The organism is Helicobacter pylori (assembly GCF_016755635.1).
Lineage (GTDB): Bacteria > Campylobacterota > Campylobacteria > Campylobacterales > Helicobacteraceae > Helicobacter > Helicobacter pylori_CQ.
This window is the reverse complement of record NZ_CP051500.1, coordinates 1,255,011-1,281,124: the sequence shown is the minus strand read 5'-3', so window position 1 is coordinate 1,281,124 and position 26,114 is coordinate 1,255,011. Positions and strand designations below refer to the sequence as shown.

At 39.7% G+C, this 26,114-nt stretch carries 26 protein-coding genes and 2 pseudogenes; 12 read left to right on the top strand and 16 right to left on the bottom strand.

Going from position 1 to position 26,114, the window contains the following annotated elements:
* Positions 1-9 precede the first annotated feature (9 nt).
* From HG567_RS05970 to babB, 3 genes and pseudogenes are all read left to right on the top strand, one after another.
* A complete protein-coding gene (locus HG567_RS05970; RefSeq protein WP_202139505.1) occupies positions 10-555 on the top strand; it encodes a single-stranded DNA-binding protein in 546 nt (181 codons plus the stop codon).
* A gap of 23 nt (positions 556-578) precedes the next feature.
* Positions 579-836 carry a 30S ribosomal protein S18 gene (gene rpsR / locus HG567_RS05965; protein ID WP_000440196.1) on the top strand — a complete coding sequence of 86 codons (258 nt, stop codon included), beginning with the start codon at positions 579-581 and terminating at the stop codon, positions 834-836.
* Positions 837-1,517: 681 nt separating this feature from the next.
* Positions 1,518-3,640: pseudogene (gene babB / locus HG567_RS05960) on the top strand (Hop family adhesin BabB).
* Positions 3,641-4,110: 470 nt separating this feature from the next.
* On the opposite strand, the gene HG567_RS05955 reads toward babB, so the two are convergent.
* Positions 4,111-4,341 carry an HP1242/YdcH family protein gene (locus tag HG567_RS05955; RefSeq protein WP_000468330.1) on the bottom strand — a complete coding sequence of 77 codons (231 nt, stop codon included), beginning with the start codon at positions 4,339-4,341 and terminating at the stop codon, positions 4,111-4,113.
* Positions 4,342-4,459: 118 nt separating this feature from the next.
* On the opposite strand from HG567_RS05955, the gene alaS reads away from it, so the two are divergent.
* The 4 genes from alaS to HG567_RS05935 all read left to right on the top strand — a co-directional run bounded on the left by alaS (position 4,460) and on the right by HG567_RS05935 (position 8,565).
* Complete coding sequence (alaS, locus tag HG567_RS05950; protein ID WP_202163747.1) at positions 4,460-7,003, top strand: alanine--tRNA ligase; 2,544 nt, start codon at positions 4,460-4,462, stop codon at positions 7,001-7,003.
* A 1-nt stretch (position 7,004) separates the two neighbouring features.
* Positions 7,005-7,577, top strand: coding sequence for a septum formation inhibitor Maf (gene maf / locus HG567_RS05945; RefSeq protein ID WP_202163746.1), 573 nt, complete (start codon positions 7,005-7,007; stop codon positions 7,575-7,577).
* A 108-nt stretch (positions 7,578-7,685) separates the two neighbouring features.
* Complete coding sequence (locus HG567_RS05940) at positions 7,686-8,162, top strand: hypothetical protein (protein ID WP_202163745.1); 477 nt, start codon at positions 7,686-7,688, stop codon at positions 8,160-8,162.
* 145 nt (positions 8,163-8,307) lie between these two features.
* Complete coding sequence (locus HG567_RS05935; RefSeq protein ID WP_202163744.1) at positions 8,308-8,565, top strand: hypothetical protein; 258 nt, start codon at positions 8,308-8,310, stop codon at positions 8,563-8,565.
* A gap of 79 nt (positions 8,566-8,644) precedes the next feature.
* Here the strand turns inward: HG567_RS05935 and HG567_RS05930 are convergent, their stop codons facing one another.
* From HG567_RS05930 to HG567_RS07965, 6 genes and pseudogenes are all read right to left on the bottom strand, one after another.
* Positions 8,645-9,649 carry a formamidase gene (locus HG567_RS05930; RefSeq protein WP_000534759.1) on the bottom strand — a complete coding sequence of 335 codons (1,005 nt, stop codon included), beginning with the start codon at positions 9,647-9,649 and terminating at the stop codon, positions 8,645-8,647.
* 165 nt (positions 9,650-9,814) lie between these two features.
* Complete coding sequence (gene carA / locus HG567_RS05925; protein WP_202139501.1) at positions 9,815-10,942, bottom strand: glutamine-hydrolyzing carbamoyl-phosphate synthase small subunit; 1,128 nt, start codon at positions 10,940-10,942, stop codon at positions 9,815-9,817.
* Complete coding sequence (locus HG567_RS05920) at positions 10,942-11,493, bottom strand: DUF507 family protein (protein ID WP_001237437.1); 552 nt, start codon at positions 11,491-11,493, stop codon at positions 10,942-10,944. The genes carA and HG567_RS05920 overlap by 1 nt, the downstream gene beginning before the upstream one ends.
* Positions 11,494-11,571: 78 nt before the next feature.
* Positions 11,572-12,819, bottom strand: a complete 1,248-nt coding sequence (locus HG567_RS05915; RefSeq protein ID WP_202139500.1) for a glycosyltransferase family protein — start codon at positions 12,817-12,819, stop codon at positions 11,572-11,574.
* Complete coding sequence (locus tag HG567_RS05910) at positions 12,810-13,718, bottom strand: DMT family transporter (RefSeq protein ID WP_202163743.1); 909 nt, start codon at positions 13,716-13,718, stop codon at positions 12,810-12,812. Before HG567_RS05910 ends, HG567_RS05915 begins: the two co-directional genes overlap by 10 nt.
* A gap of 55 nt (positions 13,719-13,773) precedes the next feature.
* Positions 13,774-13,994, bottom strand: a pseudogene (locus HG567_RS07965) (hypothetical protein).
* Positions 13,995-14,089: 95 nt separating this feature from the next.
* Between HG567_RS07965 and HG567_RS05905 the strand changes: the two are divergent.
* Positions 14,090-14,551, top strand: coding sequence for an HP1233 family protein (locus HG567_RS05905; RefSeq protein ID WP_202163742.1), 462 nt, complete (start codon positions 14,090-14,092; stop codon positions 14,549-14,551).
* An 87-nt stretch (positions 14,552-14,638) separates the two neighbouring features.
* Here the strand turns inward: HG567_RS05905 and folP are convergent, their stop codons facing one another.
* The 6 genes from folP to HG567_RS05875 form a co-directional block, all read right to left on the bottom strand.
* Positions 14,639-15,781 carry a dihydropteroate synthase gene (gene folP / locus HG567_RS05900; RefSeq protein WP_202163741.1) on the bottom strand — a complete coding sequence of 381 codons (1,143 nt, stop codon included), beginning with the start codon at positions 15,779-15,781 and terminating at the stop codon, positions 14,639-14,641.
* On the bottom strand, positions 15,778-16,434 hold the full coding sequence (locus tag HG567_RS05895) for a DNA polymerase III subunit delta' (RefSeq protein WP_202139497.1): 657 nt from the start codon (positions 16,432-16,434) through the stop codon (positions 15,778-15,780). The genes folP and HG567_RS05895 overlap by 4 nt, the downstream gene beginning before the upstream one ends.
* Positions 16,431-16,973, bottom strand: coding sequence for a DNA replication regulator HobA (hobA, locus tag HG567_RS05890; RefSeq protein ID WP_202139496.1), 543 nt, complete (start codon positions 16,971-16,973; stop codon positions 16,431-16,433). Before hobA ends, HG567_RS05895 begins: the two co-directional genes overlap by 4 nt.
* The gene (locus HG567_RS05885; RefSeq protein ID WP_202163740.1) at positions 16,970-18,187 is read right to left on the bottom strand and encodes an aspartate kinase; all 1,218 of its coding nucleotides are present in this window, start codon (positions 18,185-18,187) and stop codon (positions 16,970-16,972) included. Before HG567_RS05885 ends, hobA begins: the two co-directional genes overlap by 4 nt.
* Positions 18,181-18,654, bottom strand: coding sequence for an RNA pyrophosphohydrolase (locus HG567_RS05880; RefSeq protein ID WP_202163739.1), 474 nt, complete (start codon positions 18,652-18,654; stop codon positions 18,181-18,183). Before HG567_RS05880 ends, HG567_RS05885 begins: the two co-directional genes overlap by 7 nt.
* Before the next feature lie 161 nt (positions 18,655-18,815).
* Complete coding sequence (locus HG567_RS05875) at positions 18,816-19,106, bottom strand: c-type cytochrome (protein WP_024369121.1); 291 nt, start codon at positions 19,104-19,106, stop codon at positions 18,816-18,818.
* A 96-nt stretch (positions 19,107-19,202) separates the two neighbouring features.
* Here HG567_RS05875 and hemW point away from each other — a divergent pair, with 96 nt between their 5' ends.
* The gene (gene hemW, locus HG567_RS05870; protein ID WP_202164026.1) at positions 19,203-20,240 is read left to right on the top strand and encodes a radical SAM family heme chaperone HemW; all 1,038 of its coding nucleotides are present in this window, start codon (positions 19,203-19,205) and stop codon (positions 20,238-20,240) included.
* Positions 20,241-20,285: 45 nt separating this feature from the next.
* Here the strand turns inward: hemW and crcB are convergent, their stop codons facing one another.
* The 3 genes from crcB to HG567_RS05855 are packed head-to-tail and all read right to left on the bottom strand — an operon-like array spanning position 20,286 to position 21,741.
* The gene (gene crcB / locus HG567_RS05865; protein ID WP_202139493.1) at positions 20,286-20,678 is read right to left on the bottom strand and encodes a fluoride efflux transporter CrcB; all 393 of its coding nucleotides are present in this window, start codon (positions 20,676-20,678) and stop codon (positions 20,286-20,288) included.
* 56 nt (positions 20,679-20,734) lie between these two features.
* Complete coding sequence (locus tag HG567_RS05860) at positions 20,735-21,406, bottom strand: uroporphyrinogen-III synthase (RefSeq protein WP_202139492.1); 672 nt, start codon at positions 21,404-21,406, stop codon at positions 20,735-20,737.
* Between the two features lie 2 nt (positions 21,407-21,408).
* Entirely contained in the window at positions 21,409-21,741 is a 333-nt protein-coding gene (locus HG567_RS05855) for a rhodanese-like domain-containing protein (protein WP_202139491.1), read from the bottom strand.
* A gap of 71 nt (positions 21,742-21,812) precedes the next feature.
* Between HG567_RS05855 and HG567_RS05850 the strand changes: the two genes are divergently transcribed.
* Genes HG567_RS05850 through HG567_RS05840 form a run of 3 tightly spaced genes read left to right on the top strand, consistent with a single transcriptional unit; the run spans position 21,813 to position 26,077 of the window.
* Positions 21,813-24,653, top strand: coding sequence for an FAD-binding and (Fe-S)-binding domain-containing protein (locus HG567_RS05850; RefSeq protein ID WP_202163738.1), 2,841 nt, complete (start codon positions 21,813-21,815; stop codon positions 24,651-24,653).
* Positions 24,654-24,692: 39 nt separating this feature from the next.
* Positions 24,693-25,397: a di-trans,poly-cis-decaprenylcistransferase gene (locus HG567_RS05845; RefSeq protein ID WP_202139489.1), complete on the top strand. Its 705-nt coding sequence runs from the start codon at positions 24,693-24,695 to the stop codon at positions 25,395-25,397.
* On the top strand, positions 25,391-26,077 hold the full coding sequence (locus tag HG567_RS05840) for an ABC transporter ATP-binding protein (protein WP_050834411.1): 687 nt from the start codon (positions 25,391-25,393) through the stop codon (positions 26,075-26,077). Before HG567_RS05845 ends, HG567_RS05840 begins: the two co-directional genes overlap by 7 nt.
* Positions 26,078-26,114 lie beyond the last annotated feature (37 nt).

Sequence of the window (26,114 nt, the reverse complement as noted above, 5' to 3'; positions counted from 1 at the left end):
GGGCTTATCATGTTTAATAAAGTGATTATGGTAGGGCGTTTGACCAGGAATGTGGAGTTGAAATATTTGCCTAGCGGTTCGGCTGCGGCTACAATAGGTTTAGCCACAAGCAGGCGTTTTAAAAAACAAGACGGCACGCTAGGCGAAGAGGTGTGCTTCATAGATGCTCGTTTGTTTGGGCGAACGGCTGAAATCGCTAACCAGTATTTAAGCAAGGGTTCAAGCGTTTTGATAGAAGGGCGTTTGACTTATGAGAGCTGGATGGATCAAACGGGCAAAAAAAATTCCCGCCACACCATCACAGCAGACTCGTTGCAATTTATGGATAAAAAATCAGACAATCCCCAAGCAAACGCTATGCAAGATAGCGTAATGCATGAGAATTTCAACAACGCTTATCCCGCTAATTATAACGCTCCTAGCCAAGATCCTTTCAGCCAAACCCAAAGTTATGCACAAAACGCTTACGCTAAAGAGAATTTACAAGCACAGCCGTCCAAGTATCAAAACAGCGTGCCTGAAATCAATATTGATGAAGAAGAAATCCCCTTTTAAGGGTTAAAATTTAAGGAGAAATTATGGAAAGAAAACGCTATTCAAAACGCTATTGCAAATACACTGAAGCTAAAATCAGCTTTATTGACTATAAAGATTTAGACATGCTCAAGCACACGCTATCAGAGCGCTATAAAATCATGCCAAGGAGATTGACAGGCAATAGCAAAAAGTGGCAAGAGAGGGTGGAAGTAGCGATCAAAAGAGCCCGCCACATGGCTTTAATCCCCTACATTGTGGATAGGAAAAAAGTCGTGGATAGCCCTTTTAAACAGCACTAAATTTTTTAGGGCTAATGGGGGGCATGCCCTTTTAATCTTGTTTAATCTTGTTTAATCTTGTTTAATCTTGTTTAATCTTGTTTAATCTTGTTTAATCTTGTTTAATCTTGTTTAATCTTGTTTAATCTTGTTTAATCTTGTTTAATCTTGTTTAATCTTGTTTAATCTTGTTTAATCTTGGCCTGGCTTTTATGGGGCGCTAGCGGTAAAAACGACAAAAATCCCCCCTTAAAACCACCCAAGCAGAAATCCCAAATATCTCTAGTGTTTGGGCACTTCACAACAAAATAAAAAAGCTTGATTTTAGCGGTGGTTTCTTAAGCGTTATTAGTGAGAACATTATTTTAAAATGCCCCCTTAAGAGTCTTACAGCCAAGTCTAAAACGATCCCATTTAAAATACCCCCTTAAGAGTTTTATAACCAAAACTAAAACGATCCCACCAAGTAACCAAACCTCCGTTTTATAGCTATCTTGATTAAACCTAATTTTAAAACCTTTCTAATCATTTAAAATAGCTCAAAAATACCCCAAAAACCCTTTTTTTTTTTTTTTTTTGAAACAACAAAACACCAAATTAGTGCAAAAATCTTATCAATCCATGCTATATTAACGAAATCTTGTGATAAGATCTTATAATTTTACAAGACTCACCTAACCATTTTAATTTCAAGGAGAAAACATGAAAAAAACCCTTTTACTCTCTCTCTCTCTCTCTCGTTTTTGCTCCACGCTGAAGACGACGGCTTTTACACAAGCGTAGGCTATCAGATCGGTGAGGCCGCTCAAATGGTGAAAAACACTAAAGGCATTCAAGAGCTTTCAGACAATTATGAAAAGCTGAACAATCTTTTGAATAATTACAGCACCCTAAACACCCTGATCAAATTATCCGCTGATCCGAGCGCGATTAACGACGCAAGGGATAATCTAGGCTCAAGCTCTAGGAATTTGCTTGATGTCAAAACCAACTCCCCCGCCTATCAGGCGGTGCTTTTAGCATTGAACGCTGCAGTAGGGTTGTGGCAAGTTACAAGCTACGCTTTTACTGCTTGTGGTCCTGGCAGTAACGAGAGCGCGAATGGAGGTATCCAAACTTTTAATAATGTGCCAGGACAAAATACGACGACCATCACTTGCAATTCGTATTACCAGCCAGGACATGGTGGGCCTATATCCACTGAAAATTATGCAAAAATCAATCGAGCCTATCAAATCATTCAAAAGGCTTTGACAGCGAATGGATCTGATGGAGATGGGATCCCAGTTCTTAGCAACACCACCACAAAACTTGATTTCACTATCAATGGAGACAAAAGAACGGGTGGCAGTCCAAATGAACCTTTAATATACCCATGGAGTCATGGGAAAGCTATTTCAATCTCGTGGAATGGAGGAACATCAACACCAACAACAGAAAAGATCAACACAGAAAATAGCGCTCAAGAGCTTTTAAAGCAAGCGAGCGTCATTATCACTACCCTAAATGAGGCATGCCCAAACTTCCAGAATGGTGGTAGCGGGTATTGGGAAGGGATAAGCGGCAATGGGACAATGTGCGGGATGTTTGCCAATGAAATCAGCGCTATCCAAGGCATGATCGCTAACGCGCAAGATCTTGTCGTGCAAAGCAAAATCGTTAGTGAAAACGCGCAAAATCAGAGCAACCTAGACACTGCAAAAACATTCAACCCCTACACAGACGCTAAATTTGCGCAAGGCATGCTCGCTAACGCTAGCGCGCAAGCGGAGATTTTAAACCAAGCCGAACAAGTGGTGAAAAACTTTGAAAAAATCCCTACAGCCTTTGTAAATGACTCTTTAGGGGTGTGCTATGAAATGCAAGGCGGTGAGCGTAGGGGCACCAATCCAGGTCAGACAACTTCTAACACTTGGGGGGCCGGTTGCGCGTACGTGGGGCAAACCATAATGAATCTAAAAAACAGCATCGCTCATTTTGGCACTCAAGAACAGCAGATACAGCAAGCAGAAAACATCGCTGACACTCTAGTGCATTTCAAATCTAGATACAGCGAATTGGGCAACACCTATAACAGCATCACCACCGCGCTCTCCAAAGTCCCTAACGCTCAATCTTTGCAAAATGTGGTGAGCAAAAAGAATAACCCCTATAGCCCGCAAGGCATAGAAACCAATTACTACCTCAATCAAAACGCTTACAACCAAGTCCAAACCATCAACCAAGAACTAGGGCGAAACCCCTTTAGGAAATTGGGCATCGTCAGCTCTCAAACCAACAACGGTGCGATGAATGGGATCGGTATTCAAGTGGGCTACAAACAATTTTTTGGTCAAAAAAGAAAGTGGGGCGCTAGGTATTACGGCTTTTTTGACTACAACCATGCGTTCATCAAATCCAGCTTTTTCAACTCGGCTTCTGATGTATGGACTTATGGTTTTGGAGCGGACGCTCTCTATAACTTCATCAACGATAAAGCCACCAATTTCTTAGGCAAAAACAACAAGCTTTCTGTAGGGCTTTTTGGCGGGATTGCGTTAGCGGGCACTTCATGGCTTAATTCTGAGTATGTGAATTTAGCCACCGTGAATAATGTCTATAACGCTAAAATGAATGTGGCGAATTTCCAATTCTTATTCAACATGGGAGTGAGGATGAATTTAGCCAGGTCTAAGAAAAAAGGCAGCGATCATGCCGCTCAGCATGGCATTGAACTAGGGCTTAAAATCCCCACCATCAACACGAATTACTACTCCTTTATGGGGGCTGAACTCAAATACAGAAGGCTCTATAGCGTGTATTTGAACTATGTGTTCGCTTACTAAGCTTTTATGAAACTCCCTTTTTAAGGGATTTCTTTAAAGCTTTTCTTTTTTGAAGTCTTTCTTTAAGGCTTTTTTTAAAGCTTTCTTTTTTTGAAGTTTTTCTTTTTTGAACCCTTTTTTTTTGGGGGAGGGTTTGATGCAAAATACTTTTTAGTTTTTTAGTGAGTGGAAAAGCGGTAATTTTTAAAAAGCACTTTCTTTTAGGAGGATTTAGTGGGGTTAAAAAGGAGAGAATGATTTCAAAGCGCTTTCTGTATTCTCAAGAAAATAAAACTTTAAGAAAATGAGTTTTTGCGATAGAATGAGAGCTAAAACGATAAAGTTTTAAAAACCCATTTTTTAAAAAAATGCCAAAGTTGAAAACAACCTAACGCTTTAATCCAAATCAAAGCACTAAATCTAGCCAAGCGATAAAGCTAAAACACCCTTTAAAAAGCGTTTTAGCGTGTTTTCACCAAGATGACCAAACTTTAAGCGCGTTCAGATTTTTGTTTTTCTCTATATTCTATGATCATGCTGTGGATTTCATCTTTTAATTTTAATTTTTGTTTTTTCATGTGGCTGACTTCAGCGTCGCTAGCGTTTTGTTGTTCAGCGGTTTTAATGTCATCATCAAGCTGGTTGTGTTTTTCAAAAATCTTATCAAAATGCGGATTATTCGCTTTTAACACGCTGATTTCGTCTCTAAATTCATGGAACATGGTTTTCTCCTTTATTTTGGATGTTTAAAGTATAATAAACTATCTTTTTAAAAAAACAACTTAAAAGAGCTATAAAATAGCCTTAAAATGCGCGATAAAACAACAAAAAGGAATACCCATGGATATTCGCAACGAATTTTTACAATTTTTCCACAATAAGGGGCATGCCGTTTATCCTAGCATGCCTTTAGTGCCTAATGACGCTACCTTGCTTTTCACCAATGCCGGCATGGTGCAATTTAAAGATATTTTTACCGGGATTGTGCCACGCCCTAGCATTCCTAGAGCGACAAGTTCGCAATTGTGCATGCGAGCGGGCGGCAAGCATAACGATTTGGAAAATGTCGGTTACACCGCAAGACACCACACGCTTTTTGAAATGTTAGGGAATTTCTCTTTTGGGGATTATTTCAAAGAAGAAGCGATCTTGTTTGCGTGGGAATTTGTAACCAAAAATTTAGGGTTTAAGCCTAAAGATTTATATATCAGCGTGCATGAAAAAGACGATGAAGCCGTTAAACTATGGGAAAAGTTTGTGCCTGTTGATAGGATTAAAAAAATGGGCGATAAAGATAATTTTTGGCAAATGGGCGATAGCGGGCCTTGTGGGCCTTGCAGTGAAATCTACATTGATCAAGGCGAAAAACACTTTAAGGGGAGCGAGGATTATTTTGGGGGCGAGGGCGATAGGTTTTTAGAAATTTGGAATCTGGTGTTCATGCAATACGAACGCTCTAATGATGGCGTTTTATCCCCCTTGCCAAAGCCTAGCATTGATACAGGCATGGGATTAGAAAGGGTGCAAGCGTTATTAGAACATAAGCTCAATAATTTTGATTCTTCATTATTTGCGCCCTTAATGGCAGAAATCAGCGAGCTTACAGGTTTGGATTATACGAGCGAGTTTCAGCCAAGCTTTAGGGTAGTGGCCGATCACGCAAGAGCGGTAGCGTTCTTGCTCGCTCAAGGGGTGCATTTCAATAAAGAAGGCCGTGGTTATGTTCTAAGGCGCATTTTAAGGCGCGCTTTAAGGCATGGGTATTTAATGGGCTTGAAAGAAGCGTTTTTATACAAAGTCGTGGGCGTGGTGTGCGAACAATTTTCTAACACGCATGCGTATTTGAAAGAATCTAAAGAAATGGTAATGAAAGAATGCTTTGAAGAAGAAGAGCGCTTTTTAGAAACTTTGGAATCGGGCATGGAATTGTTTAACTTGTCTTTAGAGCATTTGAATGAAAATAAAATTTTTGATGGCAAGATCGCTTTCAAGCTTTATGACACTTTTGGTTTTCCTTTGGATTTAACGAACGACATGCTAAGAAGTCATGGGGCGTGCGTGGATATGCAAGGCTTTGAATCTTGCATGCAAGAGCAAGTGAAACGCTCTAAAGCTTCATGGAAAGGCAAACAAAATAACGCTGATTTTAGCGCTATTTTAAACGCTTATGCGCCCAATGTTTTTGTGGGGTATGAAACGACAGAATGTTGCGCTAAAGCCTTAGGGTTTTTTGATAGCGATTTTAAAGAAATAACCGATGCAAAGCCTAACCAAGAAGTTTGGGTCTTGCTAGAAAAAACCCCTTTTTACGCTGAGGGTGGGGGGGCTATAGGCGATAGGGGCGCGCTTTTAAAAGACAATGAAGAAACGGCTATAGTGTTGGATACAAAAAACTTTTTTGGGCTTAATTTTTCGCTCCTTGAAATCAAAAAAACGCTAAAAAAAGGCGATCAAGTGATCGCGCAAGTGAGCGATGAGCGCTTAGAAATCGCCAAACACCATAGCGCGACGCATTTATTGCAGAGCGCTTTAAGAGAAGTTTTAGGCTCGCATGTGAGTCAAGCAGGGAGTTTAGTGGAATCCAAACGATTGCGCTTTGATTTCTCGCATGCTAAAGCGCTCAATGATGAAGAGTTAGAAAAAGTAGAAGATTTAGTTAATGCTCAAATTTTTAAACATTTGACAAGTCAGGTGGAGCATATGCCCTTAAACCAAGCCAAAGATAAGGGAGCGTTAGCGTTGTTTAGCGAAAAATACGCTGAAAATGTGCGGGTGGTGAGCTTTAAAGAAGCGTCCATTGAATTGTGTGGGGGCATTCATGTGGAAAATACCGGGCTTATTGGGGGGTTTAGGATTGTAAAAGAAAGCGGGGTGAGTAGTGGGGTCAGACGCATTGAAGCGGTGTGCGGGAAAGCCTTTTACCAACTGGCTAAAGAAGAAAATAAAGAGCTTAAAAACGCTAAGACTTTATTGAAAAATAACGATGTCATAGCCGGCATCAACAAGCTTAAAGAGAGCGTGAAAAACAGCCAAAAAGCCCCCGTTTCTATGGATTTACCGATTGAAAAAATCCATGGCGTGAGTTTGGTGGTGGGCGTAGTGGAACAAGGCGACATTAAAGAAATGATTGACCGATTGAAAAGTAAGCATGAAAGATTGCTCGCTATGGTGTTTAAAAAAGAAAATGAGCGAATCACTCTCGCATGCGGGGTGAAAAACGCGCCCATAAAGGCGAATGTGTGGGCTAATGAAGTGGCGCAAATTTTAGGAGGCAAAGGGGGCGGAAGAGATGATTTTGCGAGCGCTGGGGGTAAGGATATTGAAAATTTGCAAGCCGCGCTCAATTTAGCGAAAAATACCGCTCTTAAAGCTTTAGAGAGATAGCATGGAGCTTATTTTAGGCTCTCAATCCAGCGCTAGGGCGAATCTTTTAAAAGAGCATGGGATTAAGTTTGAACAAAAAGCGCTCTATTTTGATGAAGAAAGCCTAAAAACCACAGACCCTAAGGAGTTTGTCTATCTGGCGTGCAAGGGGAAATTAGAAAAAGCTAAAGAGTTACTTGCGAATAATTGCGTTATCGTGGTGGCTGATAGCGTGGTGAGCGTGGGTAATCGCATGCAACGAAAAGCCCAAAACAAGCAAGAAGCTCTTGAATTTTTAAAACTCCAAAATGGCAATGAAATAGAGGTTTTAACTTGCTCTGCATTGATTTCTCCTGTGTTAGAATGGCTGGATCTGTCGGTTTTTAGAGCGCGTTTAAAGGCGTTTGATCCTAGCGAGATAGAAAAATATTTAGAGAGCGGTTTGTGGCAAGAAAGCGCGGGCTGTGTGCGTTTAGAGAATTTTCATAAGCCCTATATTAAAAACTCAAGCAAGAATTTGAGTGTGGGGTTGGGGCTGAATGTGGAAGGCTTGTTAGGGGTGCTAAAATTAGGGGCTAAACTTTCATCATTATAAACGCTATTGTTTTATAAGCATTAAAACACTATCCACTGACTGATAAACCCCCTTGACAAACAAAAAAAACGATATACTCTAGCATTTGATGTTTAAAGGGTTTCTCGCATGGCGCATTTTATTTTTTCTGTTGCGGTGGTGTTTTTATGGTTGGTTGCGTGGGGAATATATCTCTTTTCTGGGAAGAGCTTAAAAAGAGAGATGGAAGAGATAGAAAATTCTGATCCCAATCAAAACAATCCTTTCATTACTGCTGCTATGGGTATTGGAGGTGCGGCTATCAGTATTTTTTTCCCAAATACCAAACCAATCGTTGATGGCGTCAAGCCGTTGGCTGAGAAAGGTTTGCAAGAGGCGTTTAGAAAAGACAAACTCACAGAAGGGCAAAAAATTTTAATCTCTAGCTTAAGATTTTTGTCGTTATTTTGCATCGTTGTTGTAGCCATGATAGGCGTGTGTCTCATTTGGAGTTTCAATGGGTGGTCTTTTTGGAAAGTAACGGATTATTTTCTTCTTTATGTGTTTTTTTGCTCCGCTTCAATATTTCCAAATATATCTATTCATGGTATATTAGATGATCGATAATTGGTTCATGATAAAAAGCAATGTTTTTGGCTTATTCCTAAAAGATAAGCGTTAAAAACACTCTATCTAACTGATAAACCCCCTTGACAAACAAAAAAAAACGATATACTCTAGCATTTGATGTTTAAGGAGTTGTCATGGGGTCTTGGTCTCGTATTCTTTTATCAATCTTGGTGGTGGTTTTGGGATTAGCGCTTACTACCATGCTCATAAATTGGCATGTTTAGCGGGAATGATCTATTGTGGCTATGGCATTATTATGGATTTTAGCACTCTATCAGCCGCAATGTGGTGGTGGTCTTTATCAAAAATAACATGGTTTTGCATAGGCTATGCGCTTTTTTGGTCGCTCGTGCTTATTATGGGTCGTCTTACATGCTCTGCGATAGAAGACCATTCGTAAAAATTGATTGAAAAAATTAAAATAGGGGAGAAACTAGAACCTTTAAAAACAGGTTCTAGCAAAAATACAAGGTTAGGGATTATTTCCCAAAACGCCCACCGGTGGTAGGGTAGCCATAAATAGAGCCATCTTTGATTTTCATGTGATCTTCCCAAGGCAATTTGTATTTACCGGCCGCTAAGTCTTTGATGTAGGTTAAGCCTGCGTCATGTTCTCCGCCCGGTTTAGCCACATACCCTCTATGGCCTAGGTTGTAAATGTTGTTTTCTAAGCCCCAGCTTAAGCGGGCGTTGTCTGCCATTTTAGGATAGATTTCCCCGGTTACAATCTCCCAAGGGTTGCGGTGCCCTTGAACAAGAGTCGTGCCGTCAAAGTTACAGATTTGCCCCTCGCCAAAATAGTAAAAGACATTGTCATAGCCGGCTAAATTCACGCTCACGGTATACATCAAATTGTGCCATGCGTTGGAGCGGTTGGTCAAAATCCATTGATCATTGACTTGAGTGCTATAGCCTGAAATGCGGATATACACATTGCACCCTTTATAGGCTGCTTCTCTAGCGAGTTCTGGAATCATGCCGTCATGGCAAATGCACACGGCTAATTTTGATCCGCCCGGACCCTCGCACACAGGCATTCCTAAATCCCCAGGATACCATGGCTCAATGGGATTCCATGGGAATAGCTTGCGGTATTTTAAAATGATTTTACCTTGCGGATCAATGATAATGGCGGTGTTGTAGGGGTTTTTGTTAGAATCAGGATTGCGTTCCATGATTGAAAAAACACCATAAACTTTCGCCTCTTTACACGCTTGAGCGTAAGCTTCCGTCTCTTTACCCGGGACGTCTAATAAAAACTCTTCGCTAAGCCACTTAGCGGTATTCAAGCCTTGCGTGCTGTATTCGGGGAAAATGATAAGCTCCACTCCCGGATACCCCGCTTTAGTCGCATGCAAGGTTCTGATAATGCTTTCAATGTTGTGATCAATGTCCTTACGGCTATTGACAATTGGCACAGGAAACTGAATGGCTGCCACTAAAAACCCTTCAATAGGTTTGCCCATACTACCGATACTTCCCATAATAACTCCTTCTAAAAGTTTTGTCGCAATAACAATAATAATTATTGCGAGAGAATGCTATTGCAAGAAAACTAATTTAGAGTAAATGCGAGATTTTTTGATAAAAAGATTTAAATCTATTTTTAAAGCGCTTTTCAGCCTCTATAAGCGCTACTTTAAAAACCCCTAAAAATCCTTTAACAATTCCACAAATTCCTTAAAAATATAATGGCTCTCTTTGGGGCCGGGGCTGCTTTCTGGGTGGTGCTGGACAGAAATAATGGGAGCGTTTTTATAGCGCACGCCTTCAATGGTGTTGTCAAAAAGATTGCGGTGCGTGATGATAGCGATTTCTTCAATTGCTTCAGGGACGCAGTAGTTGTGGTTTTGCGCGGTGATTTCCACGGCGTTTGTTTTTAGGTTTTTAACGGGGTGGTTGCTCCCATGATGGCCAAATTTGAGCTTGTAAGTAGGGTAGCCTTGTGCGATAGAGAGCAATTGATGCCCTAAGCAAATGCCAAACATGGGGATTTTAGCGTCAATGAGTTGCTTGATTTCTCCAATTTCTTGCTGCAAGCTCAAAGGATCGCCGGGGCCGTTAGAAAGGAAAATCCCGCTAATTTCTTTTTTTTCATAGGCTTTAATCAGCTCGCTAGCTTTAGTGTGGTGCGGGTAAATAAGGGCTTTTAACCCCACATTTTGAAGCTCGTTTAAAATATTGCCCTTAGCCCCAAAATCTAACACCGCGATAATTTTATGAGAGGTTTTTTCATCAAAAGGCTTGTAATCTAGGGTTTTGAAATCAAAAGTAGCGCGCTGGTGCGTGATGATTTTTGGCGTGGAAACGCTAGACACTAGGGGGGAGTGAGAGATTCTAGGGGCGTTTTTTAAAACCTCTTCAAGCTTGTTTTTGTCATGCTCTATCGTGGAAGCGACCATCATCAAGCACCCATGATGGCGTAAGGTTTTGATCAAACTCCTGGTATCAACCCCACTAATCCCTAAAACGCCGCGCTTTTTCAAATAAGCACTCAAGCTAGAATCCGCCCTTGAATTAGAAAAAAATTCGTTGTAATGGCGCGCTAAAACCCCTGCGCATGAAAAAAAGGATTCATCATCTTTAGAATTAGCGCCCACAACCCCAATTTCAGGCATGCTAAAAACCACAAATTGCCCCTTATAGCTAGGGTCGCTAATGACTTCTTGATAGCCGCTCATAGAAGTGTTAAAAACAAGCTCGCCCACTTGCGTGCCGCTAGCCCCAAAACTTTGTGCTTTTAAAAAAAGCCCGTTTTCTAAATAGAGAGAGACCATTATAAAAAGCCCTTGCGTCTTAATTCTTCTTCATAGAGCCTTTCAAACACCAACTCGTATTCATCGCTCCCTACGGGGAGTTTGCGTTTGTAATGCTTGATTTTTTCATGCACTTCATTTTCAATGCTTTCATACGCTTTAGAATAGGTGTCAATGGATTTGTAAATCAAGTTTCTTATCAAATTTTCAGACACGCTAAACATGATCAAATCTTCATCTAAGATTTTATTCAAAATCTGGTGCGACAAATCGTTACACCTTTCTTCCCAAAACAAATGAAAGCCCTCTTTTTGAGCGATCTGTCTTTTAATCATCCAAAAAAGCTGCCTTTCATCCATCCGCATGAATTCTATCTCATCGGTGTTTTCTTCTAAAAGCTCTCTGGCTTGCTCATCTATGGCGTTTTCTTTTTTAACGCTTTTTTCCAAAATCCCTTCTATCAATTCACACAATAATTCTCTAGGGGCTTTTAATTCTAATAGCTTTGAATGGATAAAGTCGTTGGCAATCTTATGGCTTATATGGCTTATATGGGTTAGTTTGAGTCTCATGATTTTTCTCGCATATTTTATTTATTTTTGGAGTGTATTTTATCATTCTTTAGATAAAATGCTTTTTAAAGAATGGGTTTAATGGCGCACCAAACTATAGGATTGTAGAATTTTATCAGCGTAGATGATTTCAATATCAGGGCGTTTTTTAGAAATTTTAGTGTTGATCAGTCTTAACCTCCCCCCTTCTTTAATGCCATAGAATTGGAGCCTTAAAGCGAGTTGTTTATCGTTAGTGCGGATTTGATGAATGCCCCTTAATTGCAAGGCTGTAGCGACTTCTTTGGCTAAGAAATGCCGGTTTAATAATTTTTCATTAGCGCCAGAAATTTTACTCCCCCATAAAAAAAGCGTTTCAGTGAGCATTAAAAGATACAAACTAAAAACGCGCAAATAATACTGCCCCCTAAATTCCTTTAAACGCACCCTAAGGCTATTCAAAACGCTTTTAATGAACAAGGGTAGGCCGATTAACGCTAAGGGGGCGAAAGTTTTTAAATCTATCTCTTGGCGCATGCTCAAAAGCAAAGGGAAAAGCCAACCGCTCGCGCTCATAAAGGCCAGTAACGATGGCTTTTTATCCAAAAGGGCTTTATAGAGCGTATAAGGGTAGTAGAGGAACAATAAGGGCGAGTATAAAAGCATGAGTTCTAAGCATGTGTCTATAAAATACCCGCTAGGCAAGCCCTTATTGAAACTCCCGCTAAAAAGAGCGGTATTCACAATTAAAACCACCAAAATAAAGATCGCGCTCTTAAAATAGCGTCTTCTTAAAGCGTAGGTAAAAACCCCTAGTAAAAGCGGGATAAACGCGCCGTCTAAAAACGCGCAAGCGCTAAGGGTTAAATAAGGGATTTTTTGGGTTTTGATATATAAATAGCTAATCAAAAGCCCAAGGTTTAACACCAGCACGCTTTTAGCCAATAAAATCGCAAAGAGATTCACTCCAGGCAATAAAGCGTAAGTCAATACCACATAAAGGGCGTCTTTAGGCTTTTTTAAGATCTTTCGCCCTATCAAATAAAATAAAAACATGTTAATGATATGAGCGATCAAAAAAGGCAATCTCAAAGCCAAATCGTTTTGACCTAAAATTTCAGTGCTTTTTTGAGCGATTTGAACAAACCACACATCGCTATAAAAAAAGTCTTTCGCTTCATTGTAGCTGATAGAAATTTCTTCGCTCATCAACAGCCCCAAAGCTAGGACTAAAAAAGCCATGATGATAAAAATTAAATCGCTTAAATCAAAGCTCCTTGTTTTTTTTTCCGGATAAATAAAGTAACGGAAATATAACAGTGCGCTTTGTAGGGGGCTTAGTTGCATGATTTAAAATTTTTTAATTCTTTTAAAAGAGCGGGCAAGGCAATGAGTAAGCCTGAACATAAGATCAAAGCCACCCCTAAAGAGCTTTTAAGATCCAAAAATGTATCGCCTAAATACAGCCCAAACAACAGCCCCCAAACAATGCGGGTGTATTCAATGGGGGCAATGATCCCAGCAGGAGCGTTCATGTAAGCATAAGTTAAGAAATACTGCCCTAAAGTCCCGCTAACCCCTATTAAAGAAATCCACAAAATGTCTTCTTTTCTAGGGATATGAATGCCTGTGGATAAAAAAGGAATATCAATAAACATGCCTATTAATCCAAGAAGGCTCATGCCAAAAGCGAACGCTAAAATCACGGCTTGTTTGTCGTAATATTCCCTCAAATCCCTTAAAGTGATATACGCTAAAGACACAAAGATCCCGCTCAATATGCCCATAAGAATTTCAACCGGCCCCACATTTTCCACGCTAGGATCGGAGATCAACACCACCCCCACTATCCCGATGCATGCAGAAATTAACGCGCTTCTTTTGAGTTTTTCTTTCAAAAGAAAAGGGGAAAGAAGCACCGTATAAATAGGCGCGCATTGCGAGAAAGCCGTCGCTGTAGCGAGCGAAATTTTTTCAATATTATAAAAAAACGCTAACATGGCCAAGCCCCCCACAACGACCCTAAAAGCGAGCTTTTTAAAACCGCCTTGTTTGTAGCTTTTTAAGCGGTAGGGTTTGAAAGGATAAATAAGCAAGAGCAAAAGCGTCATGGTAATGGAGCGGTAAAACACATTCTCCATAGGGGAAAAATAATCCGCTGTGATTTTAACAAACGCGCTCATGATCCCAAAGCATAAATTCGCCAAGAGTATCATTGAAACGCCAAATAAAATGGTATTACGCATGCTTTTTGCTCATTAGATTAAAGATTTTTAGGGTAGTTTAACCTAAAATCTCTAATTAAGACTTAAAGTTTTTAAGCTCTAAAAACATAAAAGTTGCATTGATTGGTAAAATCATGTTATAACAATGTTCTAGGAGTTTTACCTTTTGTTTTATCTAGAATCATTCTAGAAGCTTCAGCATTTCAAACTCCTTATAGAAATATGAAAACATAAAAACACGAATCCTTTTTGAAAATAAACTCCTAGACCCTTTTTAAAGGGTTTGAACGCCACTATTAGAAAACTCTTTTAAGCTTTTTAAATTTTATGAGTCTCATTAGGGAATGGATTTTGCTTAACATTAGCGTAAAATTCAATTTTAGGAAATTCGCATGGCTGTTTCTTCTATCAATCAGTTTGATTCTAACCTCTACGGGTTTTTAAACGCTAAAAACGCTCCTAAAGAAGACCTAGCTCCTATTGAAAGCACAGAAAAAATAGAGCGAGAAAAAAAGGACGCTCCAACAGAAAACCTCCCCTTTAACCCTGACAAGCGAGAGACTTACGGCTTTTTGGTTTTAGAATTGATGAGCGATAGAGAGTATGAGGCTTTTTTAAGGGCCACGGCCGGAATGGATGAGAGCCAAAAACGCCTTGCCGCCCAGTCGCTCTATAGTTTGACGGATTTTTATAACGGGAAATTCTCTAAAGAAGTGGAAAACGCCCCCAAACAACCGATAAATGGCTTGCACAAAAAAGCCTTTCAAACCTTTAACGCCACCAACCACAACGATTTTTTGCAACGCTACCAAAACGCTTACAACAACCCTTCAACGATGGATGTGATTCTTTAAAGATTAGGGTTAATCAAGGATTGATCATCAAAAATAGCGTTTTGATGATGACCAACGCCTAGTGGGATCAAAGCTAAAAATTTTGGTTCAATCCGCTTCTTCCAAACTCTTAAACACTTTGATTAAATCTATATGCTCATCAATGTCATGCACTCTTAAAATACTCGCTCCATTTTGCAACGCCATTAAATGCAAACTCAAAGTGCCGGCGAGCCGGTCTTGAACTTCACGCCCAGTGATAAGCCCGATCGTGTTTTTACGACTCGCTCCCACCAATAAGGGTTTTTTGAATTTGAGAAAGTGGCTTAAATGCTTGATTAAGGCTAAATTATGCTCTTTTAATTTAGCGAATCCAAACCCAATATCTAAAATAATATCTTGTAGCGCGTATTTTTCTAAAACCTCTAGTTTTTCCTTAAAAAAGCGATCCATTTCATCAAATAAATTGTGGTAAAAAACATTTTCTTGCATGTCTTTGGGGGTTTTTTGAGTATGCATTAAAATGCAAGTGGGCTTGTAATCTTTTGCGACTTCTAGCATTGCAGCACTATTAAAACCGCTCACATCATTAAGGATGGAAAAATGATGCTCCAAAGCCATTTGGGCGGTTGTGGCATGGTAGGTGTCTATGCTGAATTGAGCGCATTGGTAGAGTTTTTGGGATTTGATTTCTAATAAAATTTCTTTTAAGCGATCTTGCTCTATTTTTGGATCAATGATTTCACTCTCTGGCCTTGAACTGGCCGCGCCTATATCAATGAGCGTGATACCCTTTTCTAGCCATTGATAGATTTCTTCAAGCGCTTTTTTGCTACTAAACCGGCTCTTTTCATAGAAACTATCCGGCGTGAGATTCAAGATTGCCATGATCTGTGGGGCGTTAGGCTTAGGGGCTTTGAGGTGGCTTTTTAATTCTTGCGCTAAATGTTTAAGCCCAAAGGGTTGGGAATGGCACTTAATAATAAGGCGTTCTAATTGGCTAGCGCTCACAACCAACACCCCATCATAAAAAGGCTCTTTGGCTAAAATACAATCTCTTGGCGTGGCAAAATCGCCCCCAACGCTTATGGCCTCTTGTTTTAAAATGAGCGTTGCGCTTAAGGGCAGGTGTTGGATTTCAAAAACAAAGCTAACGCCTTTTTGATGCATACGATCTTGCGCGATCTTTTCTGGGCCTATTTTTTGTAAAGCGCTTTTGAGCGCATCAGGGTTAAGGCGTTTTACAATCATGGCGTTTTCTTTTTAGATAAAAGGCTTAAAAGCAGGGGTAAAAGATTATAGCTGAGCTTGTAATAAGAGCTGTTAGCCTTGATCGCTAAATCAAAGGCTTGCAATTCTTGCTCGTTTAAGGGGATCTTATGCCTGTTAACGCTCTCTAACAGGCTTTCAATCCTTTCCCTCTGATTTTCTCTGGAATCAAAATTTTCTTTGTCTAAATTTTTTAAAAACGCGTAAATATCTTTCAAATCCAGCCTTGATAAATCCAAATCTAAAGGTTTTAGGGGGATTTTTTGGCGTTTGTCTTCTTTGATTAGGCGGGATTTAATGGTGGCTAAAACATGGTTTGGGCTTTTAGCGAACATGATAAAACAAACATTATTCGGGGGTTCTTCTAAGATTTTTAAAAGCGCGTTTTGGGCTTCTATGCCATAGCTAGGAGCGGCGATTAAAAAAGCGTTTAATTCGCTGTGTTTGAGGTTGGCTTTGGATAGGACTTCTTTGGCATGCTCTATTTTAAAGTCCTTGTTAAAAGTTTTGATCACCTTTTTGTCTTTTTCAATGATCTCGGTGTAGAATTTAATGTGGTGTTTGAAAAGGCTTGCAGCCTCTTCTAAGCTTTCTTCAAGATTGTCCGTATAAATGAGGCGGTTGAGGTTTTTCACAGAGTAACCTTATTGTATAGCGCGCTAAAAAGCGCGTTTTCAAAGAGTTTGAAGAGTTGCAATAATTTATAATCCAATAAGATGTCATGCTCTTTTAAAAGCAAGCAATCTTCTTTAAGCTCTTCAAAAAGCCATAAAAAACTAGGGATTTTACTCAGTAGTATCGTTTTCAAGCCTTCATTTTCAACCCTCCCGACATGCCAAAACATGGGGTTTTGATAAGTCATTTCTATGGTGGCTAGAGAGAGATTTGCATCGTTTTTGGGGTAGAAAGAAGAAGCGTTAAAATCAATGACTGACAATAAGGGGCGCTCTTTTAAATCTTTAGGGTTTAAGTTAGAAAGAATGTAGCTTAAAAACCAGCGCCTAGAAGAATCAGCGCTCACCAACAGCGATCCGCCATTAAGCACATGCGAAATGGTTTGTGCAATGAGTTTTGCATAGCTTGATCGCTCCAATTCCAGCCACCCGCTTTGTTGGGCGATAAACTCCCCTTGATCGTGCACAAATTCCTTAATCCAGTCGTAGAAATTTTTCATTGATCCAATTGATACACCGCATGCAAAGTTCTAACGGCTAATTCAGCGTATTTAATGTCAATCAAAACCGAAATTTTAATCTCGCTTGTAGAAATCATCATGATATTGATATTGTCTTTGGCTAGGGCTTTAAAAGCGGTACTCGCTACCCCAGAATGCGACTTCATGCCCACGCCCACTATGGAAACTTTAGCGATATTTTCATCATAATCAATGGAATCCATTTGCGCTAAAAAAGGCTTTAAGGCTTGCTTGGTTTCTTCTATTTGGGTTTTAACGATCGTAAAATCCAAATCGGTTTTGCCGTCTCTGCCGATCGTTTGGACGATCATATCCACATTAATGCGATACTCCGCTAAAGCGCCAAAGATTTCAGCGGCAATGCCTGGCCTGTCTTCCACGCCCTCCATGCTCACACGAGCCTGATTTTTATCCAATGCGATCCCACTCACTATAGGGGTTTCCATGCGTTCTCCTTTAAAGTCTTTTTCAGCCACAATGAGCGTGCCTTCGCTATGGTTAAACGAATTGCGAGTCACTAACTTCACGCTGAGTTTTTTGGCCAATTCCACCGAGCGGTTCAATAAAACCTTAGCCCCCATAGAAGCCAGTTCAAGCATTTCATCATAGCTGATTTGCACGATTTTTTGAGCCTTTTCTTCAATGCGCGGATCGGTGGTATAAACGCCATCCACATCCGTATAGATTTCGCACAAATGCGCTTTTAAAGCCCCGGCCAAAGCGACCGCGCTCAAATCGCTCCCCCCACGCCCTAAAGTCGTTGTTTCGCCTTGAATGTCAGCGCCTTGAAACCCAGCGATCACCACAATGTAATTTTTTTCTAAAAGCTCTGTGATGCGTTTGGTGTCAATGGATTGGATCACGGCGTTTTGAAAATGCGAACTGGTTAAAATGCCCGCTTCTTTCCCGCTCAAGGAAATGGCTCTATGCCCGTATCTTTCTAACGCCATGCTTAAAGCCGCGCTTGAAATCAATTCCCCCGCGCTTACAATCCTATCCATTTCTCGCTTGTTAGGGTTATGGCTAAAATTCTTGCCAAATTCTAAAAGCCTATCGGTTTCGCCACTCATCGCAGAAACCACCACCACCACCTGATGCCCTAATTTAACGCTTTCTAAAACCCTTTGGGCGACATTGTGAATCCTTTCCACGCTGCCCATGCTTGTGCCGCCGTATTTTTGAACGATTAACACCCTAAATACCCCTCTCTTCTGAAATAAGCAATGACTTGGCGGTACACTTGGCGTTTAAAGGGAACGATTTTTTTAAGCAAATCCTTAAGATGGATGAATCGATAAGCCCTAAATTCTGGCGTGTGTTTGTTCAAATCAATGTTGTTCGCATGCTTTAGGCGCACTAAAAAATAGCGTTGTTTTTGCCCGTCAAACGAATAGAATTTATGCTCCATGTTGCTTGGGAAATCATAGGCGATCCATCTGGGGTATTGCGCCAAAATCTCTATTTCATTCGTGCCAATTTCTTCTAATAATTCTCTATGGAGCGCTTCTAAAGGGGTTTCACCCTCATCAATGCCTCCTTGGGGGAATTGCCACGCCCCTTCAATATCTATGCGCTCAGCGATAAAAACTTCGCATGCGTTAGGGTAGTCTGGCGACATGATAATGGCCGCAACATTAGGACGATATTTTTTATGTAGCATAGGTCTTTATTTTAGCTCTTTCTTGTTTGATTAAGATGGTATTATAGTGTATGCTGGCTTTAAGTAGGGTTAAGAATGCCATTAAAATCAAAAATTAAGAAAAAAAGGGCTTGAAACTCATTTTAATAGCACCCAAATAGCGCTATTAAAACTGAGGGAGTTTATTTGAGAGTGGGGATGTATTTGGCTAAAGCTTTGATGTCTTCATCGCTTAATTTTTTAGCTTGCGCGCTCATGACAGGATTCTTGTTAGCACCGCTTTTAAAATCCATAAGATCTTTTTCAATTTCTGCTTCACTCATCATGTTAACGATTTTGCTTTTACCTAAAGCTTTTTTTTCAAATTTAACCCCATGGCAAGCGGCACAACCTTTTACAAGAGCTTTAACATCGGTTGCCATTAAAGCGTTTGCGAACGCCAAAACGCCTAAAGCCATAATAACCTTTTTCATAGTGTGTCTCCTCATGCTTATCAAAATGATCTTAAAATGATACAATTACAAGTTTAAGTTTTGCTTAAAAATGAAATGAAAATGAGAGAAATAAATATGATTTTATACATTCATATCCCTTTTTGTGAAAATAAATGCGGTTATTGCGCTTTCAATTCCTATGAAGATAAGCATGGGCTAAAAAAAGAATACACTCAAGCGTTATGCCTGGATTTAAAGCATGCCTTAAGCCAAACTGATGAACCAATTGATAGTATTTTTATTGGCGGCGGCACGCCTAACACTTTAAGCGTGGAGTCTTTTGAAAGGATTTTTGAAAGCATTCATCAACATGCAAGCTTGAGCTTGGATTGTGAGATCACCACTGAAGCTAACCCTGAATTGATTTCTAAAGCTTGGTGTCAAGGCTTAAAAGATTTAGGGATCAACCGCTTGAGTTTAGGGGTGCAAAGTTTTAGAGAAGATAAATTATTGTTTTTAGAGCGCCAACATTCCAAAAATATCGCTCCCGTGATAGAAACTATTTTAAAAAGCGGGATTGAAAATGTCAGCATTGATTTGATTTATAACACCCCATTAGATAATGAAAACTCTTTAAAAGAAGAACTAAAACTCGCTAAAGAACTCCCTATCAACCACTTGAGCGCTTACGCTTTGAGCGTTGAAAAAAACACGAATTTGGAAAAAAACGCCAAAAAACCCTCATGCGCTCATTTTGACAATGTGGTGAGAGAGATTTTAGAGGGCTTTTCTTTCAAGCAATACGAAGTGTCTAATTACGCTAGAAATTACCAAGTCAAACACAACTTAGCTTACTGGGGGGCTAAAGATTATTTAGGGTGTGGGGCTGGGGCTGTGGGCTGCGTGGCGAATGAGCGCTTTTATGCGAAAAAACTCATAGAAAACTATATTAAAGACCCCTTAAAACGCCAAGTTGAGACGCTTAATAAACAAGACAAGCGCTTAGAAAAGCTGTTTTTAGGCTTGAGGTGCGTGCTTGGGGTTGAGCTTAGTTTCTTAGATGAAAATAAAGTAAAGTTTTTGATTGAAGAAAATAAGGCTTTCATTAAAAATAACCGATTGGTAGCGAGCGATTTTTTCATGGCCGATGAAATGGCTTTGTGGCTGTTGTAAGGCTTTGCTTCAATCAAGCGTTAATGAAACGCTAGGAAGCGTTTTTTAATTAATGCCTACAAAATTTTTAGCCAAAAACCAACCAATAGCTACCCCAATAAGCCCTAAAATGTTAGTGCCTAAGACATAAGAAATGGCTTCAATGTATTGGGATTTTTGCAAGAGTTTTAAAGTGTCTAACCCATAAGAAGAAAAGGTCGTAAAACCCCCTAAAACCCCGGTTACAAAGAAAATCCCAAAATCATCACCAAAAACTTTTTTAACAGCCAAATGCCCCATAAAGCCGATGACAAAACACCCTATGAGATTCACGCTAAAAGTCCCTAAAGGGAAACTTTCAAACATTAAAAATTTACTGGGCATCATTTTGCCCACAAAATACCTTAACGAACTCCCTATAGCCCCCCCTAAAGCGGCCCATAAAAAGACAAGATTCATGCATCATCCTTTAAAAAATAACTGAGAGCATTATAATGAGGTGTTTTTAACATTCCTTAACTTTTCAAACTTAAAGCCAGTTCTAAACACGCTTCTAAGGAGGGTTTTTTGGCAATATAGCTTTGAATGCCTTGTTCTTGTAAATAAAGAGCGGTCGTGTTGCCAATGCTGATAGCGGTGTAATTTTCTAAAAATTCAAAATAGTGCAAAAAGGCTTTTGCATGGCTTATAGCGGTAAAAATAAGAACGCTCTTTTCTTTGGGCTTTAGGGCGTTTTGTTCGCTTAAAGTCAAATGTCTGAGCTTGTTTTCATAAACAACGGCTTGTTTAAGATTAATGCCATGCTCTAAAAGAATGGTGTCTAAAGAAGAGGCAATTTCTTTTGCCCTGAGATACAAAACGCTTTTTTTTTCCAATAAGGGAATGATTTCTTTAGCGAACTCTTTACCATGGGCTTTTTCCCCTATAAAGGCGGTTTTAAAATGGTGATCTTGTAGAGTTTTTGCGGTGGGTTCGCTCAAAGCGTAAGCAGGAATGTTTTGTAACATTTTGAGTTTGGGGCTGTCTTTTAGAGTTTCTAGCAAGGAAAACACCGCATTTTTAGAAGTGAAAATAAGAGCGTTAAAAAGGGTTGGATCTAATTCTAAGGGATAGTAGTGCAATTCGTCTAAAATGAGAGTCTTATAAGGGGCGATTCTTTGAGAATGCACCCATACAATCTCTCTCATGCTTAGTTTTTTTTAATGTAAGTGTCATCATAGACCATTCTAAAGCCGTATTTTTCAAAGTCATAGACATTGCCCTCTAAATAATAGGGCGTATAGCCTAATTCATGCATGCTTTTAGCCGCATCTAAAGCCCTGCGGCCAGCCCTGCAATGGAGCAACACTTTTTCATCTTTGTGTTGGGCTAAAAAATCAGCGAGCTTTTCTTGGTCATTGACGCTAATGAGCGTAGCGTTAGGCAAATGCAATTCTTCATATTCGTCCAATTCGCGCACATCTACGACGATAAAATCATTGAAATTGACTTCTTCTAAACTGATTGCATAATCTTCAAGCATGTTTATCCTTAATTTTTAAAGTAAGGTTATGTTACAATGATTTGATAAATAGGAATGTTTAAGGAGTGCGTGTGGAAGAAAATTATCATGCTTTTTTTACCGAAGCGAGCGGGTTTTTAAACGAGCGGATCTTTAAGGATTATTTACGCCGTTTGGCTTATGGCATTGATGCGTCATGTTATCGTTATATCCCTAAAATAGTCGCTTGGGTGAAGGATGAAGAAGAAGTCCAAAAGCTTTGTGTTTTAGCCAAAAAGCATGGCGTTACATTGACTTTTAGATCGGCTGGGAGTTCCTTATCAGGGCAGGCGAGCTGCGATGGGGTGCTAGTGGTGGTGGCGCATTTTTTCAAAGACGCTAAAATTTTAGACAACGCTCAAAGCATTCAGCTTTCATGCGGAGTCATAGGAAGCCATGCGAACGCTTTATTAAAACCTTATCATAAAAAAATAGGCCCGGATCCCGCTACGATAAACACCGCTATGATAGGGGGGATTGTCGCTAATAACGCTAGCGGGATGTGTTGCGGGGTGGAGCAAAACAGCTACAAAACCCTAAAATCCTTAAGAGTCATTTTAGCTGATGGCGCTCTTTTAGACACCGCCAATCAAAAGAGCGTTGAGAATTTCAAAAACGCGCGCAAAGATTTGATTGAAGGGGTTTTGAATTTAAGAAAAGAGATTTTAGAAGATAAAGAATTGCATGCTTTAATTAAGAAAAAATACGAGATCAAAAACACCACCGGCTACAGCTTAAACGCTCTCATTGATTTTGAAGATCCTATTGAGATGATTAGCCACTTGTTCATAGGCTCTGAGGGGACTTTAGGCTTTATTTCAAGCGTGGGATTAGAATGCGTGAAAGACTACGCTTATAAAACTTGCGCGTTATTGTTTTATGAAAATTTAGAGCGATGCGCCAAAGCCGCTCAAATTTTAGCCGCCTTAAAAGCCAAACAGCCTGAAATGATTTCTTCAGCAGAGCTTATGGATTATGCGTGCTTAAAAAGCGTGAAAAATTTAGAGGGCATGCCCAGCGTGATTTTAGAAGTCAAAGAGCCTAACGCATGCATACTCATTCAAAGCGAAAGCGATGATCCTTTGATTTTAGAAAACAACATGCAAGCGATTTTAAACGCTTTGAGTGCGATACCGGTCGTTTTAGATTCTCAAATCAGCAGCGATCCTAACATTTATCAATCGTGGTGGAAGATCAGAAAAGGCATTTTCCCTATCGCAGCGTCAAAAAGAAAAAGCCAAAGCTCTGTGATCATTGAAGACATCTGCTTCAGTCAAGAAAATTTTGTAGAGGGGGCAAAAGCGATTGAAGGGCTTTTAAAAAAACATGGCTTTAAGGATAATGGCATTATTTTTGGGCATGCCTTAAGCGGGAATTTGCACTTTGTCGTTACGCCGATTTTAGAAAATGAAGCTGAAAGAAAAGCGTTTGAAAATTTAGTTTCTGACATGTTTTTAATGGTGAGTAAAAGCTCTGGCTCTATTAAAGCCGAACACGGCACAGGCAGAATGGTAGCCCCCTTTGTGGAAATGGAGTGGGGAGAAAAAGCCTATAAAATCCACAAACAAATCAAAGAGTTGTTTGATCCTAACGGCATTTTAAACCCTGATGTGATCATCACAAACGATAAAGAAATCCACACTAAAAATTTAAAGAGCATTCACCCTATTGAAGAGCATTTGGACATGTGCATGGAATGCGGGTTTTGTGAAAGGGTTTGCCCTAGCAAAGATTTATCTTTAACACCACGACAACGAATCGTTATCCACAGAGAGGTAGAGCGCTTAAAAGAAAGGGTGAGTCATGGTCATAATGAAGATCAAGTTTTATTACATGAGCTTTTAAGAGAGTCTGAATATTTAGCGCACGCCACTTGCGCGGTGTGCCATATGTGCTCTATGCTATGCCCTTTAGGAATTGATACCGGAAAGATCGCCCTAAATTATTATCAAAAAAACCCTAAAGGCAAAAAGTTCGCTTCAAAGATCCTTAATAACATGCAAACAACCACAAGCGTGGCTCGTTTTTCTTTAAAAAGCGCTCGCTTAGTTCAAAACCTCATAGGCTCTCACAACTTAGTAAGCTTGACCAAAGGGATTAAAAAATTCATCAAGCCCTTCCCTAAAGCCTTTCATTACATGCCCAAAAACAACGCCTATCCTTTAGAAAATAAAACGCTTAAGAGCGAAGAAAAAGTCATTTATTTCAGCACATGCATCAACCGCTCATTCGCTCCATCAACCAAAATGGCGGATAAAAGATGCATTCAAGAAGTGTTTGAATCCCTATGCCAAAAAGCCAAGGTTTCTGTGGTGTATCCTAACGGATTAAACGCACTTTGTTGCGGGAAAGCCTTTATCAATTACACCGACTTAACCAAACAAAACAATAAAAAAAACCATGCGATTTTTTTACAATTAAGCGATGAGGGAAAAATACCGATTGTTTTAGACCATAGTGCATGTTCGACGCATTTTTTCAAGCAAATGAAAGCTTATAAGGATTTGAAAGTTTATGATTTGAGCGTCTATATTGAAGAAGTTCTGAGCCCAAAATTAAAATTCAACCCCATTAACGAAGACATAGGGTTATACACGATGTGCGCTTTAAAGTTAGAGAATAAAGAAGAGCTGTTATTCAATTTGGCTAAAAAATGCACTTTGGGCGAGATTGTTATCCATAAAGAGACGGGTTGTTGTGGTTTTGCGGGGAATAAGGGCTTTTTCACTCCTGAACTCAACGAGAGCGCTTTAAACGGCTTTCAAGCGTTTTACCAATCCTATGATCTTAAAAGAGGCTTTTCCACTTCTAGCACTTGCGAGATCGGTTTGAGTGAAAAAACCCAATTCGCTTGGCAGCATATCGCTTATTTAGTGGATGCTTGCACGCTTTAATGGTGTATAATTAAGGACTTTCTTTAAAGGGTAAAGGCATTGGATAACACTCTCAAACATCTTGCCATTATTATGGATGGTAATGGCAGGTGGGCTAAATTAAAGAATAAAGCTAGGGCTTATGGGCATAAAAAAGGCGTAAAAACCCTAAAAGACATTACGATTTGGTGCGCTAATCATAAGTTAGAATGCTTGACTTTATACGCTTTTTCTACGGAAAATTGGAAACGCCCCAAAAGTGAAGTGGATTTTTTAATGAAAATGCTTAAAAAATACCTTAAAGATGAGCGATCCACTTACTTGGATAATAACATACGCTTCAGGGCGATAGGGGATTTAGAGGGCTTTTCTAAAGAATTGAGAGACACGATCTTGCAGCTTGAAAACGATACCAGGCATTTTAAGGATTTTACGCAAGTTTTAGCCCTCAATTACGGATCTAAAAACGAACTTTCAAGGGCGTTTAAAAGCTTGCTAGAAAACCCACCTAGCCATATAAACCCTATAGAAAGTTTAGAAAATGAAATTTCTAATCGTTTAGACACGCATGATTTGCCGGAAGTGGATTTATTGTTGCGAACAGGGGGGGAAATGCGCTTGTCTAATTTTTTATTGTGGCAGTCCAGTTATGCGGAATTGTTTTTCACGCCGATTTTATGGCCTGATTTCACCCCTAAAGATTTAGAAAACATCATTAGCGATTTTTACAAAAGAGTGCGCAAATTCGGGGAATTAAAATGCTAGTAGAAATAGAGAATTTGACTAAAACTTATGGGAGTTTAAAAGCGTTAGACAATATCAGTTTGAAACTACCCAAACAACAATTTATAGGGCTTTTAGGCCCTAATGGGGCGGGTAAAACCACTCTGTTAAAGATTTTAGCCGGATTGAATTTGAACTATCAAGGGGAAGTGAAAATTTTAAATCAAAAGATCGGCATAGAGACGAAAAAAAGCGTGGCGTTTTTAAGCGATGGCGATTTTTTAGATCCTAAATTAACGCCTTTAAAAGCGATCGCTTTTTACAAGGATTTTTTCAGCGATTTTGATTCATCAAAAGCCCTAGATTTACTCAAACGCTTCAGCGTGCCTTTAAAAAGAGAGTTTAAAGCCCTTTCAAAAGGCATGAGGGAAAAATTACAGCTGATTTTAACCCTATCACGAAACGCTTCTTTGTATCTTTTTGATGAGCCAGTGGCTGGGATTGACCCTATTGCAAGAGAAGAAATTTTTGAGTTAATCGCTAAGGAGTTTAGCCAAAACGCAAGTTTGCTAGTCTCTACGCATTTGGTGGTGGATGTGGAAAAGTATTTAGACAGCGCGATTTTTTTAAAAGAAGCTAAAGTGGTGGCTTTTGGGGATGTGGGGGAATTGAAAAAAGGGTATAGCAGTTTGGAAGCGGCGTATAAAGAAAGGTTGAAATAAATCAGTAAAGGATTTCCTATTGAGTGATAATATTTTA